17 protein-coding genes are annotated in these 19,930 nt (G+C 58.2%); 8 read left to right on the forward strand and 9 right to left on the reverse strand.

Annotated elements, in window-relative coordinates:
* Window positions 1–70 precede the first annotated feature (70 nt).
* Genes yidC through rpmH form a run of 4 tightly spaced genes read right to left on the reverse strand, consistent with a single transcriptional unit; the run spans window position 71 to window position 2,549 of the window.
* Complete coding sequence (gene yidC / locus C9383_RS09525) at window positions 71–1,753, reverse strand: membrane protein insertase YidC (protein ID WP_060756565.1); 1,683 nt, start codon at window positions 1,751–1,753, stop codon at window positions 71–73.
* Window positions 1,754–1,755: 2 nt separating this feature from the next.
* The gene (gene yidD, locus C9383_RS09530; protein WP_003213574.1) at window positions 1,756–2,001 is read right to left on the reverse strand and encodes a membrane protein insertion efficiency factor YidD; all 246 of its coding nucleotides are present in this window, start codon (window positions 1,999–2,001) and stop codon (window positions 1,756–1,758) included.
* On the reverse strand, window positions 1,994–2,401 hold the full coding sequence (gene rnpA / locus C9383_RS09535) for a ribonuclease P protein component (RefSeq protein ID WP_020302575.1): 408 nt from the start codon (window positions 2,399–2,401) through the stop codon (window positions 1,994–1,996). The genes yidD and rnpA overlap by 8 nt, the downstream gene beginning before the upstream one ends.
* 13 nt (window positions 2,402–2,414) lie before the next feature.
* Entirely contained in the window at window positions 2,415–2,549 is a 135-nt protein-coding gene (gene rpmH / locus C9383_RS09540) for a 50S ribosomal protein L34 (RefSeq protein WP_003213577.1), read from the reverse strand.
* Window positions 2,550–3,135: 586 nt separating this feature from the next.
* Here rpmH and dnaA point away from each other — a divergent pair.
* The 4 genes from dnaA to gyrB are packed head-to-tail and all read left to right on the forward strand — an operon-like array spanning window position 3,136 to window position 9,329.
* On the forward strand, window positions 3,136–4,641 hold the full coding sequence (dnaA, locus tag C9383_RS09545) for a chromosomal replication initiator protein DnaA (RefSeq protein ID WP_090367802.1): 1,506 nt from the start codon (window positions 3,136–3,138) through the stop codon (window positions 4,639–4,641).
* Window positions 4,642–4,679: 38 nt separating this feature from the next.
* The gene (dnaN, locus tag C9383_RS09550; protein WP_060756562.1) at window positions 4,680–5,783 is read left to right on the forward strand and encodes a DNA polymerase III subunit beta; all 1,104 of its coding nucleotides are present in this window, start codon (window positions 4,680–4,682) and stop codon (window positions 5,781–5,783) included.
* Window positions 5,784–5,803: 20 nt separating this feature from the next.
* Entirely contained in the window at window positions 5,804–6,907 is a 1,104-nt protein-coding gene (recF, locus tag C9383_RS09555; RefSeq protein ID WP_034101623.1) for a DNA replication/repair protein RecF, read from the forward strand.
* A 4-nt stretch (window positions 6,908–6,911) separates the two neighbouring features.
* On the forward strand, window positions 6,912–9,329 hold the full coding sequence (gyrB, locus tag C9383_RS09560) for a DNA topoisomerase (ATP-hydrolyzing) subunit B (RefSeq protein WP_060756560.1): 2,418 nt from the start codon (window positions 6,912–6,914) through the stop codon (window positions 9,327–9,329).
* Window positions 9,330–9,431: 102 nt separating this feature from the next.
* Here gyrB and C9383_RS09565 read toward each other — a convergent pair whose 3' ends face one another.
* Complete coding sequence (locus C9383_RS09565; RefSeq protein WP_090367800.1) at window positions 9,432–10,154, reverse strand: response regulator transcription factor; 723 nt, start codon at window positions 10,152–10,154, stop codon at window positions 9,432–9,434.
* A gap of 281 nt (window positions 10,155–10,435) precedes the next feature.
* Here C9383_RS09565 and C9383_RS09570 point away from each other — a divergent pair, with 281 nt between their 5' ends.
* Together C9383_RS09570 and C9383_RS09575 are read left to right on the forward strand one after the other, a co-directional pair.
* A complete protein-coding gene (locus tag C9383_RS09570; RefSeq protein ID WP_090367798.1) occupies window positions 10,436–11,398 on the forward strand; it encodes a FecR family protein in 963 nt (320 codons plus the stop codon).
* A gap of 3 nt (window positions 11,399–11,401) precedes the next feature.
* On the forward strand, window positions 11,402–13,681 hold the full coding sequence (locus C9383_RS09575) for a CHASE2 domain-containing protein (RefSeq protein WP_060756557.1): 2,280 nt from the start codon (window positions 11,402–11,404) through the stop codon (window positions 13,679–13,681).
* A 181-nt stretch (window positions 13,682–13,862) separates the two neighbouring features.
* On the opposite strand, the gene C9383_RS09580 is transcribed toward C9383_RS09575, so the two are convergent.
* The 4 genes from C9383_RS09580 to glyQ all read right to left on the reverse strand — a co-directional run bounded on the left by C9383_RS09580 (window position 13,863) and on the right by glyQ (window position 18,259).
* Window positions 13,863–14,633, reverse strand: coding sequence for a lysophospholipid acyltransferase family protein (locus C9383_RS09580; protein WP_060756556.1), 771 nt, complete (start codon window positions 14,631–14,633; stop codon window positions 13,863–13,865).
* Window positions 14,634–14,715: 82 nt separating this feature from the next.
* Complete coding sequence (gmhB, locus tag C9383_RS09585) at window positions 14,716–15,252, reverse strand: D-glycero-beta-D-manno-heptose 1,7-bisphosphate 7-phosphatase (protein WP_161548523.1); 537 nt, start codon at window positions 15,250–15,252, stop codon at window positions 14,716–14,718.
* Window positions 15,253–15,254: 2 nt separating this feature from the next.
* Window positions 15,255–17,309 carry a glycine--tRNA ligase subunit beta gene (glyS, locus tag C9383_RS09590; RefSeq protein ID WP_090367796.1) on the reverse strand — a complete coding sequence of 685 codons (2,055 nt, stop codon included), beginning with the start codon at window positions 17,307–17,309 and terminating at the stop codon, window positions 15,255–15,257.
* Window positions 17,306–18,259 (reverse strand): glycine--tRNA ligase subunit alpha, encoded by a 954-nt coding sequence (gene glyQ / locus C9383_RS09595; RefSeq protein WP_003187265.1) that lies wholly within the window; start codon window positions 18,257–18,259, stop codon window positions 17,306–17,308. Before glyQ ends, glyS begins: the two co-directional genes overlap by 4 nt.
* An 81-nt stretch (window positions 18,260–18,340) precedes the next feature.
* On the opposite strand from glyQ, the gene C9383_RS09600 reads away from it, so the two are divergent.
* Both C9383_RS09600 and C9383_RS09605 read left to right on the forward strand, forming a co-directional pair.
* Entirely contained in the window at window positions 18,341–18,898 is a 558-nt protein-coding gene (locus C9383_RS09600) for a DNA-3-methyladenine glycosylase I (protein ID WP_090367794.1), read from the forward strand.
* 40 nt (window positions 18,899–18,938) lie between these two features.
* A complete protein-coding gene (locus C9383_RS09605) occupies window positions 18,939–19,826 on the forward strand; it encodes a lysophospholipid acyltransferase (RefSeq protein ID WP_090367792.1) in 888 nt (295 codons plus the stop codon).
* The last annotated feature ends 104 nt before the right edge of the window (window positions 19,827–19,930 follow it).

Genomic DNA, 19,930 nt, shown 5'->3' on the forward strand with positions numbered 1-19,930 from the left:
CCAGAACAAAAGTGACGGAAAGCAAAACGCCCCACTAGGGGGCGTCTTGAGTGGTTATCCACAGAGTAAGTTACGCCGCGGCTTTTTTGGTAGCCGCTTCGATCTTACGAGTGATGTACCACTGTTGGGAGATCGACAACACGTTGTTGACTACCCAGTACAGGACCAGGCCAGCCGGGAACCACAGGAAGAAGAAGGTGAAGATGATTGGCATCATTTTCATTACCTTGGCCTGCATCGGGTCCGGTGGAGCCGGGTTCAGACGCTGTTGGATGAACATGGTCGCGCCCATGATGATCGGCAGGATAAAGAACGGGTCTTTGATCGACAGGTCAGTTATCCACAGCATGAACGGAGCCTGGCGCATTTCCACGCTTTCCAGGAGAACCCAGTACAGCGACAGGAACACCGGCATCTGTACCAGAATCGGCAAGCATCCACCCAACGGGTTGATCTTCTCTTTCTTGTACAGCTCCATCATGGCCTGCGACATTTTCTGCCGGTCATCACCATGCTGTTCTTTCAACGCAGCCAGTTTCGGCGCCACGGCACGCATGCGCGCCATCGACTTGTAGCTGGCGGCCGACAGAGGGAAGAAAAGCCCTTTGATCAGCATGGTCAGGAAGATGATCGACCAGCCCCAGTTACCGACGATGCTGTGGATATGTTGCAGCAGCCAGAAGATCGGCTGGGCAATGAACCACAGGAAGCCGTAATCCACAGTCAGTTCCAGACCTGGGGACAACTCTTTCAACACTGCCTGGCTTTTTGGGCCGGCATACAGAGTAGCGCTGGTTTCAGCCTTGGCACCTGGCGCGACGGTCAACGACGGGCCAGTGAAACCGATGATGTAGTTGCCTTGGCTGTCTTTGCGGGTTTGAACCAGGTTGGCTTCACCCTTGTTCGGGATCCACGCGGTCACGAAGTAGTGTTGCAACCACGCAACCCAACCGCCTTGGACGGTTTCTTTCAGAGCGCCCTTGTCGATATCTTTCATCGACACTTTTTTGTACGGCTCGCTACTTGTCCACAGGGCGGCGCCCAGGTAAGTCGCGGTGCCGGTGGCGGTGCTGGAAGAAGGATCGGCGCTGTTGTCACGCTTGAGCTGGGCAAACAGGTTGCCGTTCCAGGGCTTGTCGCTTTCGTTGTCGATCAGGTAAGTGACCTTCAAGTCGTACAAACCGCGGGTGAAGCTGAAACGCTTGATGTAATTGACGCCGTCGAGGCTGAACTTCAGGTCGACGTTCAACTGATTCTGGCCGTCAGCCAGTTGATAATTCTTTTGTTCGGTCGAATAAACCGGACGACCGGTAGCACGTGCATCCGGGCCGTTGGGGCCAGTCAGGCCACTTTGTGCCAGATAAATACGCTCGCCACCGTTATCGAACAGTTGGAACGGAACATCCGGGTGGTCTTGACGACGTGGATACAGCGGCAGTTTCAACTGCGCGATGTCACCGCCTTGTGGATCGATAGCCAGGTCGAGCACATCCGTTTTTACGTGGATGAGGTCTTTATTGGTGACCACCGGCGTTTCTACAGGGGTGCTGGTATCGGCATTCGCGCTGGGTACATCGGCACTGGCGGAAGCATTGTTACCCAGCGGGGTGTCCGGAATAGCCGGCGCAGCCTGATTGGTAGCAACATTCTGAGTCGGCAGGGCAGCTTGACCATAGTCCTGGTTCCACTTAAGAACCATAACGTAGGACACGATTGCCAGGGCGACGATCAGGATCGTGCGTTTAATATCCATGATTACTCGGCCATCGAAGAAGAACGGGAGGTAGGGATAGGCGGAACCGGGTCATAACCACCGGGATTCCACGGATGACAGCGACCTAAACGACGAAAGGTCAGCCAGCCACCGCGCAGAAGACCATGATTTTCTATGGCCTCTAACGCGTAGCAGGAACAACTGGGGTAGAAACGACAGTGGTTGGCCATCAGAGGACTAATGGCATAGCGATAAAACTGGATCGGAACGAGGGCCAGTTTACGCATCAAGGCTGTCTACCCCTACAGTTTCGGTGCTGACTGCTGGTGCTGGCTTGTGGGTACGCGCCAAACGTTTCCAGAGCTTGCCGAAATGTTGAATCAATTCGGGGTTTTCTACGTCCCCCAAGCCTTTACGCGCGACGATAACAATATCCCAACCAACCAGAGTGTCCTGGTGGAGGCGAAACGATTCGCGCATCAGACGCTTGAGGCGATTGCGCTCAACGGAGAGCTTTACGCTCTTCTTGCCGATCACCAACCCGAGACGGGGGTGATCCAGATCGTTGTTACGCGCAAGGAGCAGGAGATTTTTCCCCGGAACCTTGCCGGTGGGGGAGTCAAAGACTGCCTTGAAATGCCGGGGAGTTAGCAGACGCTTTTCCCGACTGAAGTCCTGACTCACCACCAGTGCCGGATTATCAAACTGCCAGACGCGCGCGACCTTTGGCGCGACGACGCGACAGGACGGCACGACCGTTCTTGGTGGCCATGCGGGCACGGAAGCCGTGGGTACGGGCGCGTTTGATGGTGCTGGGTTGGAAAGTACGTTTCATGGCGTTGTTACCTGGTTCGTCCACAACGGGCCGGAATGGCCCCCGTTTTAAGAGACCGGCGATTCTAGAGAAAGCAAGCCTCTAGGTCAATTTCCAACCAGCTTTTCCTTTAATTAGATCTCTATAAAGGCAAAGCGCCCTTTTCTGCCTTCTCGCTTTCATGTCGAGTGTCATAGATATAAAAATAGAGAAGGAAGTTATTTAAAGCTTTTCTGTAAAGCTTATAAAAGCTAGACAGCCTTTCATCTGTGGATAACTGCCTTGAGGCCATATTTCACGTGCTGTACAGAGAATGACAACACGGGGGAGAAACGGTGCTCTGCCTGTGCTGCGCTATCGGATAAGCTGTGGGTGGAACAGCCAGTTATCCACAGGGGAGTTAGCCACAGACTTTCCCCCCCACTTTTGCAACGAGCTCAGGCAGGTTTATCCACAGAGCTTATGCACAGACCATTGGTCGCCTTTTTTGCGGTTAACGCATTGATTTTGGGTGCCCTGTGGGCAACCTACATGTGGATAAGTGAGCGGCCGACCGCTACAATGGCGGCTGTTTTTGCCTCACCGGCTTTCAACTTAGGGGATATCCGTGTCAGTGGAACTTTGGCAGCAGTGCGTGGAACTATTGCGCGATGAGCTGCCTGCCCAGCAATTCAACACCTGGATCCGTCCGCTACAGGTCGAAGCCGAAGGCGACGAGTTGCGTGTCTACGCGCCGAATCGTTTTGTTCTCGACTGGGTCAATGAGAAGTACCTGAGCCGCGTTCTCGAATTGCTCGACGAACATGGCAACGGCCTTGCACCTGCGCTTTCCTTATTAATAGGCAGCAAACGCAGCTCGGCACCGCGCGCGGCGCCGAACGCACCGTTGGCCGCTGCCGCGTCGCAGGCCCAGGTTGCACCGGTTGTCGCTACGCCGAGCCCGGCGCCGGCCAAATCGACCGCGCAAAAAGATGTTTCGGAGAATGAAGAGCCGTCTCGCGACAGCTTCGACCCAATGGCCGGTGCGAGTTCGCAGCAGGCCCCGGTCCGCGCCGAACAGCGTACCGTGCAGGTCGAAGGTGCGCTCAAGCACACCAGTTACCTGAACCGTACCTTTACCTTTGAGAATTTCGTCGAAGGTAAATCCAACCAACTGGCTCGTGCAGCGGCCTGGCAGGTCGCCGATAACCCCAAGCATGGTTACAACCCACTGTTCCTTTATGGTGGCGTTGGTTTGGGTAAGACTCACTTGATGCACGCTGTGGGTAACCACCTATTAAAGAAGAACCCGAACGCCAAGGTCGTGTACCTGCATTCGGAGCGTTTCGTGGCTGACATGGTCAAGGCCCTGCAGCTCAATGCAATCAACGAGTTCAAGCGTTTCTACCGCTCGGTGGATGCCTTGCTGATTGATGACATTCAATTCTTCGCGCGCAAAGAACGTTCTCAGGAAGAGTTTTTCCATACCTTCAATGCCCTGCTCGAAGGCGGCCAGCAGGTCATCTTGACCAGTGACCGTTATCCGAAGGAAATCGAGGGCCTCGAAGAACGCCTGAAGTCCCGCTTCGGCTGGGGCCTGACCGTTGCGGTCGAGCCGCCGGAGCTGGAAACCCGGGTAGCAATCCTGATGAAAAAGGCCGACCAGGCCAAGGTCGAACTGCCGCACGATGCTGCGTTCTTCATTGCCCAGCGCATCCGCTCCAACGTGCGTGAGCTGGAAGGTGCGCTCAAGCGGGTTATCGCACACTCGCATTTCATGGGGCGCGATATCACCATCGAGCTGATTCGCGAATCCCTCAAAGACTTGCTGGCACTGCAAGACAAGCTGGTGAGTGTGGATAACATCCAGCGCACTGTTGCCGAGTACTACAAGATCAAGATTTCCGACCTGCTGTCCAAGCGCCGCTCGCGCTCGGTGGCCCGTCCCCGTCAGGTTGCCATGGCCCTCTCCAAGGAGCTGACCAACCACAGCCTGCCGGAAATCGGTGATGTATTTGGCGGTCGTGACCACACCACGGTCTTGCACGCGTGCCGCAAAATCAACGAACTTAAGGAATCCGACGCGGATATTCGCGAGGACTACAAGAACCTGCTGCGTACACTGACAACGTGATGACACCAGCGCAGCTTATTAAGGCAAGGGACTAGACCATGCATTTCACCATTCAACGCGAAGCCCTGTTGAAACCCCTGCAACTGGTCGCGGGCGTCGTCGAGCGCCGACAGACCTTGCCGGTGCTTTCCAACGTATTGCTGGTAGTCGAAGGCCAGCAATTGTCCCTGACCGGTACCGACCTTGAAGTCGAGCTGGTCGGTCGTGTGCAGTTGGAAGAGCCCGCCGAACCTGGCGAGATCACGGTGCCGGCGCGCAAGCTGATGGACATCTGCAAGAGCCTGCCGAACGACGCCCTGATCGACATCAAGGTGGATGAGGGCAAGTTGGTCGTCAAGGCCGGCCGCAGCCGCTTCACCCTGTCTACCTTGCCGGCCAATGATTTCCCGACTGTAGAAGAGGGCCCCGGCTCGCTGACGTGCAGCCTGGAACAGAGCAAGCTGCGTCGGTTGATCGAGCGTACCAGCTTCGCCATGGCGCAGCAGGACGTACGTTACTACCTCAACGGCATGTTGTTGGAAGTGTCGGAAGGCATCATCCGTGCTGTCGCCACGGACGGGCACCGCTTGGCAATGTGCTCGATGAAGGCCGACATCGGCCAGCCGGATCGTCACCAGGTGATCGTCCCGCGTAAAGGTATCCTTGAACTGGCGCGCCTGCTGACTGAGCCCGATGGCAACGTCAGCATTGTCCTGGGTCAGCACCACATCCGTGCAACCACCGGCGAGTTCACCTTCACTTCCAAGCTGGTTGACGGCAAATTCCCGGATTACGAGCGCGTACTGCCTAAAGGTGGTGACAAGCTGGTACTCGGCGATCGTCAGGCGTTGCGTGAAGCCTTCAGCCGTACTGCGATCCTGTCCAACGAAAAATACCGTGGTATCCGTCTGCAACTGGCTAACGGTCAGCTGAAGATCCAGGCCAACAACCCGGAACAGGAAGAAGCGGAAGAAGAAGTGGGCGTCGACTACAACGGCGGATCGCTGGAAATCGGCTTCAACGTGAGCTACCTGCTGGATGTATTGGGTGTAATGACTACCGAACAAGTTCGCCTGATTCTGTCGGACTCCAACAGCAGCGCCCTGGTGCAAGAATCCGATAACGACGACTCGGCTTACGTTGTCATGCCGATGCGCCTGTAATTATGCTCAGCAGAAGTTAGATGTCCCTCAGTCGCGTCTCGGTCACCGCGGTGCGCAATCTGCACCCGGTGACCTTCTCCCCCTCCCCCCGCATCAACATCCTCCACGGCGCTAATGGCAGTGGCAAAACCAGCGTGCTGGAAGCCATTCATTTGTTAGGGCTCGCCCGTTCGTTTCGCAGTGCTCGGCTGTTACCCGTCATCCAGTACGAACAATTGGCGTGCACGGTATTTGGCCAAGTTGAGCTGGCTGAAGGTGGGCATAGCAGCCTGGGGATATCTCGGGATCGCGGTGGGGAGTTTCAAATTCGCATTGATGGGCAAAATGCGCGTAGTGCGGCGCAACTTGCCGAAATTCTGCCCTTGCAGTTGATCAACCCTGATAGCTTTCGCTTGCTGGAAGGCGCACCCAAAATTCGCAGGCAATTCCTCGATTGGGGTGTGTTCCACGTGGAACCACGATTCATGGCCACTTGGCAGCGCCTGCAGAAGGCCCTGCGGCAGCGGAACTCGTGGCTGCGGCATGGTACACTTGACGCCGCTTCACAAGCGGCCTGGGACCGGGAACTGTGCCTGGCCAGCGACGAAATAGATGAATACCGCCGTGCTTATATCAAAGCCTTGAAACCAGTCTTTGAGCAGACCTTAAGAGAACTGTTGGATCTCGAAGGGCTGACGCTGAGCTACTACCGCGGATGGGATAAAGAGCGTGAACTGAGTGCAGTGCTCGCCACATCCCTGCAACGGGATCAGCAAATTGGCCATACACAGGCTGGCCCGCAACGCGCTGATTTGCGTCTCAGATTGGGCGCACACAACGCTGCGGATATCTTGTCGCGCGGCCAGCAGAAGTTGGTGGTGTGTGCTTTACGTATCGCCCAGGGTCACTTGGTTAGCCAGGCCCGGCGCGGTCAGTGTATTTATCTGGTGGATGACCTGCCGTCCGAACTCGATGAGCAGCACCGCCGTTCGCTATGCCGCTTGTTGGAAGACTTACGCTGCCAGGTGTTCATCACCTGTGTAGACCACGAATTATTGAGGGAAGGCTGGCAGACGGAAACGCCAGTCGCTTTGTTCCACGTGGAACAGGGCCGTATCACCCAGACCCACGACCATCGGGAGTGAAGGCATGAGCGAAGAAAACACGTACGACTCGACCAGCATCAAAGTGCTGAAAGGTTTGGATGCCGTACGCAAACGTCCCGGTATGTACATCGGCGACACCGATGATGGTAGCGGTCTGCACCACATGGTGTTCGAGGTGGTCGACAACTCCATCGACGAAGCGCTGGCCGGTCACTGCGACGACATCAGCATCATCATCCACCCGGATGAATCCATCACCGTGCGCGACAATGGTCGCGGCATTCCGGTTGATGTGCATAAAGAAGAAGGCGTTTCGGCGGCCGAGGTCATCATGACCGTGCTCCACGCTGGCGGTAAGTTCGACGATAACTCCTATAAAGTGTCTGGCGGCTTGCACGGCGTAGGTGTTTCGGTAGTAAACGCCCTCTCGGAAGAGTTGGTGTTGACCGTTCGCCGCAGCGGCAAAATCTGGGAGCAAACCTACGTGCATGGCGTGCCTCAGGCACCCATGGCGATCGTGGGTGACAGTGAGACCACCGGTACCCAGATTCACTTCAAGGCTTCCAGCGAGACGTTCAAGAATATCCACTTCAGCTGGGATATCCTCGCCAAGCGTATTCGTGAGCTGTCCTTCCTTAACTCCGGTGTGGGTATCGTTCTCAAGGACGAGCGCAGCGGCAAGGAAGAACTGTTTAAATACGAAGGTGGCCTGCGTGCGTTCGTTGAATACCTGAACACCAACAAGACTGCGGTCAACCAGGTGTTCCACTTCAATATCCAGCGTGAAGACGGCATCGGCGTGGAAATCGCCCTGCAGTGGAACGACAGCTTCAACGAGAACCTGTTGTGCTTCACTAACAACATTCCACAGCGCGATGGCGGTACTCACCTGGTGGGTTTCCGTTCCGCACTGACGCGTAACCTGAACACCTACATCGAGGCCGAGGGCCTGGCGAAGAAGCACAAAGTCGCCACCACCGGTGACGATGCGCGTGAAGGCTTGACTGCGATCATCTCGGTTAAAGTACCGGACCCCAAGTTCAGCTCCCAGACCAAAGACAAGCTGGTGTCTTCCGAAGTGAAGACCGCAGTGGAACAGGAGATGGGCAAGTACTTCTCCGACTTCCTGTTGGAAAACCCGAACGAAGCCAAGCTGGTAGTTGGCAAGATGATCGACGCCGCACGTGCCCGTGAAGCAGCACGTAAAGCCCGTGAGATGACCCGCCGCAAAGGCGCGCTGGATATTGCCGGCTTGCCAGGCAAACTCGCGGACTGTCAGGAGAAGGACCCTGCCCTCTCCGAACTGTACCTGGTGGAAGGTGACTCTGCTGGCGGCTCCGCCAAGCAGGGCCGTAACCGTCGTACCCAGGCCATCCTGCCGTTGAAGGGCAAGATCCTCAACGTCGAGAAAGCCCGTTTCGACAAGATGATTTCTTCCCAGGAAGTCGGCACCTTGATCACGGCACTGGGCTGCGGCATCGGTCGTGACGAGTACAACATCGACAAGCTGCGCTACCACAACATCATCATCATGACCGATGCTGACGTCGACGGTTCGCACATCCGTACCCTGCTGCTGACCTTCTTCTTCCGTCAGTTGCCGGAGCTGATCGAGCGCGGCTACATCTACATCGCCCAGCCGCCGTTGTACAAAGTGAAAAAGGGCAAGCAAGAGCAATACATCAAAGACGACGACGCCATGGAAGAGTACATGACGCAGTCGGCTCTGGAAGATGCCAGCCTGCACTTGAACGACGAGGCGCCGGGTATCTCCGGTGAGGCACTGGAGCGTCTGGTTAACGACTTCCGCATGGTGATGAAGACCCTCAAGCGTCTGTCGCGCCTGTACCCTCAGGAACTGACCGAGCACTTCATCTACCTGCCGGCGGTCAGCCTGGAGCAGTTGGGTGATCACGCGGCCATGCAGGAATGGTTGGCTCAATACGAAGTGCGCTTGCGTACCGTCGAGAAATCCGGCCTGGTTTACAAAGCCAGCCTGCGTGAAGATCGTGAACGTGGCGTGTGGTTGCCCGAGGTCGAACTGATCTCCCACGGCCTGTCCAACTACGTCACCTTCAACCGCGACTTCTTCGGCAGCAATGACTACAAGACCGTGGTTACCCTGGGCGCTCAACTGAGCACTCTGTTGGACGAAGGCGCTTACATCCAGCGTGGCGAACGCAAGAAGCCCGTCAAGGAATTCAAGGAAGCCCTCGACTGGCTGATGGCTGAAAGCACCAAGCGTCATACCATCCAGCGATACAAAGGTCTGGGCGAGATGAACCCGGATCAGCTGTGGGAAACCACCATGGACCCAAGCCAGCGTCGCATGCTGCGCGTGACCATTGAAGACGCCATTGGCGCAGACCAGATCTTCAACACCCTCATGGGTGATGCGGTCGAGCCTCGCCGTGACTTCATCGAGAGCAATGCCTTGGCGGTGTCCAACTTGGACTTCTGATCAAGCCTACGCGCTAAAGCAAAAGGCCAACGCTATGCGTTGGCCTTTTTTATTGCTGCGGGGATGTATTTTTAAAATGCTCCACGTGGAACATAGCCGATCTTAGTCCGACGTGGCCGTCGCCACACTCTCCAACCGATACCCATATCCATAGATGGTCAGCAACTGCCAGCCTCGATCCGCCGTCAGCCCCAGCTTGTTACGCAGTCGATAGATATGCGTATCCAGCGGGCGGGAGGACACCATTTCCTCATGGGTCCAGAACCGTTCATACAGGTACTCGCGAGACAGCGGCCGCGCCAGGTTGGCGAATAAGCAACTGGCCAATCGATACTCCCTCTCGGTCAGATTGATCGGTTTACCCGCACGGGTAACGGTCAACTCGGCATCGTCAAAGGTCAGGTCATTGAAACTTTGCAGCTCGCTGGTGGCGGGCTTCTGCAAACCATGACGGCGTAGCACCGCACTGACCCGTGCTTTGAGCTCATTGGGGCGGAAGGGTTTGCTGACGTAGTCATCGGCCCCGCTGTTGAGTGCCGTGACGATGTCGCTCTCTGCGTCCCGGCTGGTCAGCATGATGACCGCAGGGGGGACCTCCATGTGTTCTCGGGTCCAGCGCAACAGGGCGATGCCGCTGATATCAGGCAGTTGCCAATCGAGTATCAGCAGATCGAAGGTTTCCCGGCGTAACTGGCGCAAAAGGTCTTCACCGCGCTCAAAGAAATGCAGGGACCACGGCTGTTCCGCAGTGCTGGGGATCTGTCGCAGTGTCTGTTCAACCCGGCGTAGTTCGGCAGGCTCGTCATCCAGTATTGCGACACGCATGGGTGGGTCCTTTCAACTAAAATAGCGGCCGTCGATGGCCTGTTCGACAGCGATTTCGTACAGAGCAAATACCTGGTGTTGAATCTGAATAATTGTGGCCAGACGCAACACCCCGTGGATCAATCGGTACGCTGATAGCAAAGAGCCGTTAACTCATTGAAAATTTTCAGTACCAATGTGGGAAAGATACCGGCTCCTGCTCCTGAGGAAAAGGATCAGCCGACGCATGTGTAACGTGCGTAAAACCTGCGCGTTTTTGTGAGACGCACTATGGAAGCCCCATGTCGATAAGCACCCTGAGTTTTTCTCCCCGCAGCGGGTACGGGACACTCCCCTCGTTCCTGGTCATGGCCTTGGTCGCCCTGCCTGTTTGTGCGGCGCCTCGCGCCGCCTACATCGATGATCATTTTGTCTGTCGTGCCCAGCCGCTGCCGGCGGTTGTCCTGCATTTGACAGGGGACGCCTGGAAGCTGGACAGCCAGGGCAAGGCGCACCCTCTGCAAGAAGGCATGACCATCGATGAGCAAGAAGGCGTGAGAACCTCGGAATCGGCGTTCACCAGCCTGTTGTTCGGCGACGGTTCGAGAGTGGTGCTGCCTTCCCATTCGCAGGTGCATTTGCGCTCGGTGCAACCGCTGTCGATTCCCCAAGTCGTTCTTGAACAAGGCCAGGCTGAAGCCTATGTGATCAAGCGGGACAGCGCCTCTGACCGGTTCCAGATCGTGACTCCCGTGGGAGTGCTGGGGGTACGCGGTACGCACTTTCGAGTACGCGATGAAGGTGAGCAATCGGTATTGGAGGTGCTCAACGGTCAGGTCGCGGTCAACCGTGATGTGAACACAAAGCGGGTCACCGGTCCTGTCGACGGCGAAGTGAAGGTGGATGCGCGCCAGGGACTGTTGTTCACCAGACAGGGTGAACTCAAGCCGGTGGAGCTTCTGCCGGCGCCGGTGTTGGTTGGCCAGGACGGCCAGAAAGGCGACGCGCCGGTGTGGCATTTGTACCTGCGACCATTACCGGGGGCGCAGCGTTATCGTGCGCAAGTTGCCACGGATAGCGCCTTCCTGAACATCAAGCAGCAAAACTTTTCCAGCGAGCCGAAAATGAGCTTCACTGGGCTCAAAGCGTCGTTCTATCACGTGCGTTTGTCGGCCTACGATGAGCACGGCCTGGAGGGAGAAACCGGGGTTTATGACATCTTCTACTACCCACCCGCCACCCAGGCGCAGGCATCCGGTGGCTGACCGATGATGCTCTGGCGCAAGGCCGAGAAACGCCAGCCTACCCATGCCCAGCGTTTATTCCACGGTCTGGTTCGGGAATGGTTGTGGATAGGTCTGCTGCTATTGCCGATCACCGCCTACCTGTCCCTCAGCCCGGGGCTGGCGCTGAACAACCCGCTGTACGACAGCCTTCGCCGCCTGGCCCCTCTGCCGGTGGACCCGCGCATCTTGTTGGTGACGATTGATGATCAGAGCGTCAAAGCGCTGGGCCGATGGCCCTGGCCGCGCAGCCTGCACGCCGACCTGATCGACCGCCTGAGTGACGCACAACCGGCGGCGATCCTGTTCGATGTGATCTTCAGCGAGCCAGGTGTACCCGCCAATGATCGACGCCTGGCGGATGCGATTTGCAACGCAGGTAACGTGGTATTGCCGTTATTGCGTGAAGGCGCCGCCACCTATAGCGAGCCGGACCCGCAACTCTTGCCCCTGCTCAAATGCGCCAAGGGGCTTGGGCATATCAACGTTGAAGCGGATAGCGATGGCGTGGTTCGTAGCCTCTACCTGCGCGAAGGCCCGCCCGGTGCTACCACACCGCAATTGGCGTGGCTGGCCTACACATTAAGCGGCCAACCGTCTGAGATGCCTGGCGAGCCGATGGCGCAAACCAGCGCGCAGTGGCACCGGGACTACGCTATACGCATCCCGTTCATCGCGGCCCATACCCATTTTCCCAGTGTCTCCTACGCCAGCCTGTTACGGGGTGAAGTCGCCCCTGAGCGGCTGCGCAATCGCCTGATCCTGGTGGGGGCCACTGCCTCTGGAATGGGCGATCGTTTTGTCACCCCGCTGTCGTCGATTGCGGGCACCACGGCGGGTGTGGAGATCCAGGCCAACGTTCTCAACGGCTTGCTGCAAGAGCGCAGCATTGTCGAGCTGCCTGGTTGGCTCGCCGCGTTGATCGCGACATCGCTGGTGGCCGTGTTACTGGGCCTGCTGCTGTATCGGCCCCGGTACGCCTTGTGGATGACGCTGGGGTGCATGGCTGGCGCTCTGCTGGGTGCATGGCTGCTGCTGCGCATGGGGCACTGGTGGCCACCAGCGGCGTGTCTGATCGGTTTGCTGCTCAGCTACCTGATCTGGAACTGGCGTCGTCTGAGCGTGATCCTCGCTTATTTCGGCTGGGAACTGGCGCGCCTGGATCATGAACCCAAGGTTCTCCCCGAACGTCGTCGAGCCCCTGCAAGCAAAGGGGATATGTTACAGGCACGGATTTTTGCCTTGGAACAGGCGGTCAGCCGCACACGTGATACGCGCCGTTTCATGGCCGATGGTCTGGAGTGCCTGCCGGTGGCAACGCTGATTACCGATCCCCAAGGCACCATACTGCTGGCCAATCGCATCGCCCGTGAGGTGTTCGGTAGCGATCTGGTCAGCGCCAATCTGATCGAACAGCTCGCTGATTTGGGTTATCCACCGCTGCATAACGGCGTTCGCCCTGCCCTCTCGGCGTTGGAGCTTGTTGAATTCCGTGACATCCACCAGCGCAGCTTGCGCATGGAGCTCGCACCCTTGCTGCCGGCTGAAGGCGACATCGCCCTCGGCTGGCTGCTGAGCCTGACCGACCTGAGCAAGGAGCGCGAGGCCCAGCAACACCGCGAGACGATGTTGCGCTTTTTGTCCCACGACCTGCGTGCGCCGCATTCGGCAATATTGGCCCTGCTGGATGTGCACAACAGCGAGTCACCGGTGTTTGCTCAAATCGAACAACAAGTGAAGCGGGCTTTGAGCCTCACTGAGTCCTTTGTGCAATTGGCCAAGGCTGAAGCCGACGGCTATCAGTTCCAGCCCACGCTGTTCGCCATGCTGGTGATGGACGCCTTTGACCAGGTGGCGTTGCTCGCCCAGCTCAAGGGCATCCACCTCGTCCACGACCTGGATGAAGCCGATGAGGCCATGGTGTCGGCAGATCAATCACTGCTCACTCGAGCGCTGTTTAATGTGCTGGAGAACGCCATCAAGTACTCGCCGTCCGGCACCACCGTCAGCTTGAGCCACAGCAGCGGGCAAGGTGTTCTGGAGTGCCGCATCAGCGATCAGGGGCCGGGTATTGCGCCTGACGACTTGCCCGAGCTGTTCAACCAGTACCGGCGCTTTGATTCGGCCCAGGGCAGCGAAGGGTTGGGGTTGGGCCTGACCATGGTCAAAGCCGTGGTCGAGCGTCATGGTGGTCGTATCCGGTGTGAAAGCGAGTTGGAAAAAGGCTCTACCTTCATCCTTTCCCTGCCCCTCTTGGACGAATAAAAAACGTACTTTTTAGTTGTGCATAAAAAACCGGTCACAAGGACCGGTTTTTTTTGACTGAAAAAACTTATGCACGTTTTTCGAGATTTTATAAGATCAAGAAATATGTAATAAAATCAGTTTGTTATGTTTGAAAATCATCAATTCGCCAACAAACCGTACACAGGTTATCCACAGAGGCTCATACAGCCGGAGTCTCGACCACAACCGGCTCCGGAGGCAACGAACCCATGGCTCGCTGTTGTGCCTCGTTCCACGCGGCAGCGCGATCATTCAGCGCAGCAATGGCACGCGGTCCTTCACCTTCGGCGTACATTGGCTCACCAATCACTACGGTGATGGTGCCCTCGCGTTTTGCCCAACCCGTCTTTGGCCAGAACTTGCCGGCGTTGTGGGCGATTGGCAAAACCGGCAGGTTCGCGTTGACCGCCAGTGCGGTACCACCGCGTGAGAACTTGCCTACGGTGCCGTATGGCACCCGAGTACCTTCAGGGAAGATCAACACCCAGACGCCGTCCTTGAGCAATTCGTCGCCTTTTTTGGCCACGTGCTTGAGCGCCGCCTTGGGGTTGTCACGGTCAATGGCAATTGGCCGCAGCATGGCCATGGCCCAGCCGAAGAACGGCACGTACAGCAACTCACGTTTGAGCACCTGGCTCAATGGCGAGAAGTAGGCCGACAGGAAGAACGTCTCCCACGTGCTCTGGTGGTTCGACAGAATCACGCAGGGCTGGTCCGGGACGTTTTCAGCACCCTTGACCTCGAAACGGATGTTGAGGAATACCCGGGTCAGCCACAACGCGCAGCGGCACCAATAGACGTTGATAAAGCGATAACGCGCCTTGAACGGCAAAAAAGGCGCAATAAAAAAGCTCAGGGTGCACCAGAGAAACGAACTGGTGCCCAGCAGCAGGTAAAAGAAAAAGGTTCTGATGGCCTGCAAGATCGACATGGCGGCATTTACCGTTGCGGGACACGGCCCGCCTGTTAAAAGCGCACTCCCGAACAGTCCTTGGCCAGGAAGTCGAGGGCGGCTAGTTGTTGATAAGTTCTGCGGCAACCGCCGCCAGATCGTCAAAAATCAAAGTGCCTACCGGCAGGTTTTTCGCCTGGGTCTTTTCGCCTTTCCCGGTCTTAACCAAAACTGGCTGAGAGTCGACGGCTTTGGCCGCCTCCAGGTCACCGAGGCTGTCCCCGACGAACCATAGCCCAGCCAAGGGCACCTTGTAATGTTCTGCAATGGTTTTCAACATGCCAGGCTTGGGTTTGCGGCAATCGCAGCCCTCATCCGGCCCATGGGGGCAGTACACCACCAGCCCCACCTCACCGCCCTGCTCGGCGACTAACGTGCGCAATCGCGCATGCATGGCGTCCAGGGTGGCGATGTCGTAGTAGCCACGGGCAATGCCGGACTGGTTGGTGGCGATCGCCACCGTCCAGCCGGCTTTGCTCAACTGCGCGATGGCCTCGATCGAGCCGGGCAGTGGAACCCACTCCTCCACCGACTTGATGTAAGCGTCGGAGTCATAGTTGATCACCCCGTCCCGATCGAGAATCAGCAGTTTCAACATAGTCAGCTCAGTGTGGAAATATCAGCGATGCCGATGAACAAGCCGCGCAGGCGCGCCAGCATGGCATAACGGTTTTTCCGCACGCCGGCCTCTTCGGCATTGACCATCACCGCCTCGAAGAACGCATCCACCGGCTCACGCAAGCTCGCCAGGCGCGCCAGCGCTTCGGCGTAGTTACGCTCGGCGATCAGCGGCTTCACCGCGTTTTCCGCCTTGGCGATGGCCGAGTTCAGCGAGAACTCCTTGGCATCGGCAAACAGGCCCGGGTCGACTTCGGCGTTGCCCAAGCCTTCGGCCTTGCTCAGCAGGTTCGACACGCGTTTGTTCACGGCGGCCAGGGCATCGGCCTCCGGCAGCTTGCGGAACGCCTGTACGGCTTGCACGCGTTGGTCGAAGTCCAGCGCCGAACCCGGTTGCAGGGCACGTACCGACAGGTAGACGGAAACATCCACGCCTTCGTCTTCGTAACGCGCACGCAGGCGGTCGAACACAAACTCCAGCACTTGCTCGGCCAGGCCGGCTTGCTTGACCTTGGCACCGAACTGGCCGACCGCGAACACCACGGCCTGGGTCAGGTCGAGGTCCAGCTTCTTGTCGATCAGGATACGCAGCACGCCCAGGGCCGCACGGCGCAGGGCATACGGGTCTTTGCTGCCGGTGGGCAACATGCCGATACCGAAGATACCAACGAGGGTGTCCAGCTTGTCGGCGATGGCCACGGCCGCACCGGTCAGGGTGCTTGGCAGCTCGGCACCGGCACCGCGCGGCATGTACTGCTCGTTCAGTGCCAGGGCCACATCCTCCGGCTCGCCGTCGTTGAGGGCGTAGTAGTAACCGGCGACGCCTTGCATCTCGGGGAACTCGCCAACCATCTCGGTGGCCAGGTCGCACTTGGACAGCAGGCCCGCACGCGCAGCCCGTTCAGCATCACCGCCGATACGTGGCGCAATGTAGGCAGCCAGCTTGGAAACGCGTACGGCCTTGTCGTAGACACTGCCGAGTTTTTCCTGGAACACCACGTTCTGCAGGCGCAGGTTGAAGTCTTCGAGCTTCTGCTTCTTGTCTTGCTTGAAGAAGAACTCGGCGTCGGTCAGGCGCGGGCGAACGACTTTTTCGTTACCGGCGATGATCTGCTGCGGGTCCTTGCTCTCGATGTTGGCCACTGTGATGAAGCGCGGCAGCAACTTGCCGTCCACGTCCAGCAGGCAGAAGTACTTCTGGTTGTCCTGCATGGTGGTGATCAGCGCTTCTTGCGGCACCTCGAGGAAACGTTCCTCGAACGAGCACACCAGCGGCACCGGCCATTCAACCAGGGCGGTCACTTCATCAAGCAGGCTTGGCGGCACGATGGCGGTGCCTTCCTGCAGGCGAGCCAGCTCTTCGGTGCGTTTGCTGATCAGCTCTCGACGCTCGTTGGCATCGGCCAGCACGTAGGCGGCACGCAGGTCGTTGAGGTAGTTGGCCGGCGAAGTAATGCGCACGGCTTCGGGATGGTGGAAGCGGTGGCCACGGGAATCACGGCCCGCTTTCTGGGCGAGGATGGTGCAGTCGATGACTTGGTCACCGAGCAGCATGACCAGCCACTGGGTCGGGCGTACGAATTCTTCTTTGCGCGCACCCCAGCGCATGCGCTTGGGGATCGGCAGGTCGTTCAGCGAATCTTCGACGATGGTCGGCAGCAGGCTTGCGGTCGGCTTGCCGGTGATGACCTGGCTGAAGCGCAGTTTCGGGCCGCTCTGGTCGATATCGCTCAGCTCCACGCCACACTTCTTGGCAAAACCAAGGGCGGCCTGGGTCGGGTTGCCTTCGGCGTCGAAAGCGGCCTGGCGCGGTGGGCCGTCAAGGTTGATGCTGCGGTCCGGCTGCTGGGTTTCCAGGGCGGTCAGCAACACGGCCAGGCGGCGTGGCGCGGCGTAGACTTTCTTCGCTTCAAACTTCAGGCCGGCGGTTTGCAGGCCTTTTTCGATACCGGCCAGGAAGGCGTCGGCCAGGGTATTGAGTGCCTTGGGTGGCAGCTCTTCGGTGCCCAGTTCAACCAGGAAATCTTGAGCACTCATTGTGCAGCCTCCAGCTTAGCCAACACTTCATCACGCAAATCCGGGGTTGCCATCGGGAAGCCCAGCTTGGCGCGTGCCAGCAGGTAGGCTTGGGCGACGGAACGCGCCAGGGTGCGGACACGCAGGATGTATTGCTGACGCGCGGTTACCGAGATGGCACGGCGGGCGTCCAGCAGGTTGAAGGTATGGGAAGCCTTCAACACCATTTCATAGCTTGGCAACGGCAGCGGCTGGTCGAGTTCGATCAGGCGCTTGGCTTCGCTTTCATAGAAGTCGAACAGTTCGAACAGCTTGTCGACGTTGGCGTGTTCGAAGTTGTAGGTGGACTGCTCCACCTCGTTCTGGTGGAACACATCGCCGTAGGTCACTTTGCCGAACGGGCCGTCTGCCCACACCAGGTCGTAGACGGAGTCCACGCCCTGCAGGTACATGGCCAGGCGCTCAAGGCCGTAGGTGATTTCGCCGGTCACCGGGTAGCACTCGATGCCGCCCGCTTGCTGGAAGTAGGTGAACTGCGTCACTTCCATGCCGTTGAGCCACACTTCCCAGCCCAGGCCCCAGGCGCCCAGGGTCGGCGACTCCCAGTTGTCTTCGACGAAACGGATATCGTGGACCAGAGGGTCCAGGCCGACATGTTTCAACGAGCCCAGGTACAGCTCCTGGAAATTGTCCGGGTTCGGCTTCAAGACCACCTGGAACTGGTAGTAGTGCTGCAGACGGTTCGGGTTTTCGCCGTAGCGGCCGTCAGTCGGGCGACGACTGGGCTGCACATAAGCGGCGTTCCAGGTTTCCGGGCCGATGGCCCGTAGGAACGTGGCGGTGTGGAAAGTGCCGGCGCCTACTTCCATATCGTAGGGCTGAAGTACCACACAACCTTGCTCGGCCCAGTATTGCTGGAGGGCGAGGATCAAGTCTTGGAAGGTACGCACGGCTGGCGTAGGCTGGCTCACGAAATTCACCTGTTACTTGGGCTGCGATTTAAAGAGCGGGAGTATACCCGATTCGGCCCTGCTACCACCCCCTGGAGCCTTATGCCACGCTGCTTTTGGTGTTCTGAAGATCCGCTGTACATGGCATATCACGATCAGGAGTGGGGAACGCCGCTGCGCGATGCGCAGGGTTTGTTCGAGTTGCTTTTGCTCGAAGGGTTCCAGGCGGGCCTGTCCTGGATCACCGTTTTACGCAAACGCGAGCATTATCGAAAGGTGTTGTTCGGTTTCGATGCGCAACGGCTGGCGAAACTGAACGACGCTGAGATCGAAGCCTTGATGCTCGATCCGGGTATCGTGCGCAATCGCTTGAAGCTCAACGCCACCCGGCGCAATGCCGCTGCCTGGCTGGCCCTGGAAGACCCGGTGGGGTGGCTCTGGTCCTTCGTTGGCGGCGTGCCCAAGGTCAATCACTTCAAGGACCGCAGCGAAGTCCCGGCAATTACCCCCGAGGCCGAAGCCATGAGCAAGGCCCTGAAAAAGGCCGGGTTCACCTTTGTCGGGCCGACCATCTGCTATGCCTTCATGCAGGCCAGCGGCATGGTCATGGACCACACCCAGGACTGTGACCGTTACGCGCAGTTGGCCAACGCCGGTTAGAATGCCCGCTTTGCGCACCACACACGATCAGGAGTGACCTGTGGAAAAGTTTAAAGGCGCCTTGCTGGTAGGCGCTCTCCGGTTGTTTGCCCTGCTGCCCTGGCGCGCCGTTCAAGCCGTCGGCACGGCGATTGGCTGGATCATGTGGAAAACCCCCAACCGCTCTCGCGACACGGTGCGGATCAACCTCTCCAAGTGCTTCCCGGACATGGACCCGGCCGCTCGCGAGCGGCTGGTCGGCCAGAGCCTGATGGATATCGGCAAATCCCTGACCGAAAGCGCCTGTGCCTGGATCTGGCCGGCCCAGCGCTCCATCGACCTGGTGCGCGAAGTCGAAGGCCTGGAAGTGCTGCACCAAGCCCTGGCCTCAGGCAAAGGCGTGGTGGGCATCACCAGCCACCTGGGCAACTGGGAAGTGCTCAATCACTTCTATTGCAACCAATGCAAACCGATCATTTTCTACCGCCCGCCGAAGCTCAAGGCGGTGGATGAACTCCTGCAAAAACAGCGGGTGCAACTGGGTAACCGCGTGGCGGCGTCGACCAAGGAAGGCATTCTCAGCGTGATCAAGGAAGTGCGCAAAGGCGGCCAGGTCGGCATCCCCGCCGACCCGGAGCCGGCCGAAACGGCAGGGATCTTCGTGCCGTTCTTCGCCACTCAGGCGCTGACCAGCAAGTTTGTGCCGAACATGCTCGCAGGCCACAAGGCCGTGGGTGTATTCCTGCATGCGCTACGGTTGCCGGATGGATCAGGCTACAAAGTGATCCTGGAAGCGGCGCCGGAAGACATGTACAGCACCGACACCGCCACGTCCTGCGCTGCCATGAGCAAGGTGGTGGAGCGTTATGTTGGCGCGTATCCGAGCCAGTACATGTGGAGCATGAAGCGCTTCAAGAAGCGCCCGCCGGGCGAGGCGCGGTGGTACTAGGCCCCACTGGCTCAATACCCAGACAAAACCCAATGTGGGAGGGGGCTTGCTCCCGATAGCGGTGGTTCAGCTAAGGAATTCTTGGCTGACACACTGCAATCGGG

The organism is Pseudomonas palleroniana (assembly GCF_003031675.1).
Taxonomy (GTDB): Bacteria; Pseudomonadota; Gammaproteobacteria; order Pseudomonadales; family Pseudomonadaceae; genus Aquipseudomonas; species Aquipseudomonas palleroniana.

Coding starts and splice junctions, on each gene's coding strand:
- yidC (WP_060756565.1), bottom strand. CDS start 1,753: ATGGATATTAAACGCACGATCCTGATCGTCGCCCTGGCAATCGTGTCC.
- yidD (WP_003213574.1), bottom strand. CDS start 2,001: ATGCGTAAACTGGCCCTCGTTCCGATCCAGTTTTATCGCTATGCCATT.
- rpmH (WP_003213577.1), bottom strand. CDS start 2,549: ATGAAACGTACTTTCCAACCCAGCACCATCAAACGCGCCCGTACCCAC.
- dnaN (WP_060756562.1), top strand. CDS start 4,680: ATGCATTTCACCATTCAACGCGAAGCCCTGTTGAAACCCCTGCAACTG.
- recF (WP_034101623.1), top strand. CDS start 5,804: ATGTCCCTCAGTCGCGTCTCGGTCACCGCGGTGCGCAATCTGCACCCG.
- gyrB (WP_060756560.1), top strand. CDS start 6,912: ATGAGCGAAGAAAACACGTACGACTCGACCAGCATCAAAGTGCTGAAA.
- C9383_RS09565 (WP_090367800.1), bottom strand. CDS start 10,154: ATGCGTGTCGCAATACTGGATGACGAGCCTGCCGAACTACGCCGGGTT.
- C9383_RS09570 (WP_090367798.1), top strand. CDS start 10,436: ATGTCGATAAGCACCCTGAGTTTTTCTCCCCGCAGCGGGTACGGGACA.
- C9383_RS09575 (WP_060756557.1), top strand. CDS start 11,402: ATGATGCTCTGGCGCAAGGCCGAGAAACGCCAGCCTACCCATGCCCAG.
- C9383_RS09580 (WP_060756556.1), bottom strand. CDS start 14,633: ATGTCGATCTTGCAGGCCATCAGAACCTTTTTCTTTTACCTGCTGCTG.
- gmhB (WP_161548523.1), bottom strand. CDS start 15,252: ATGTTGAAACTGCTGATTCTCGATCGGGACGGGGTGATCAACTATGAC.
- glyS (WP_090367796.1), bottom strand. CDS start 17,309: ATGAGTGCTCAAGATTTCCTGGTTGAACTGGGCACCGAAGAGCTGCCA.
- C9383_RS09600 (WP_090367794.1), top strand. CDS start 18,341: ATGCCACGCTGCTTTTGGTGTTCTGAAGATCCGCTGTACATGGCATAT.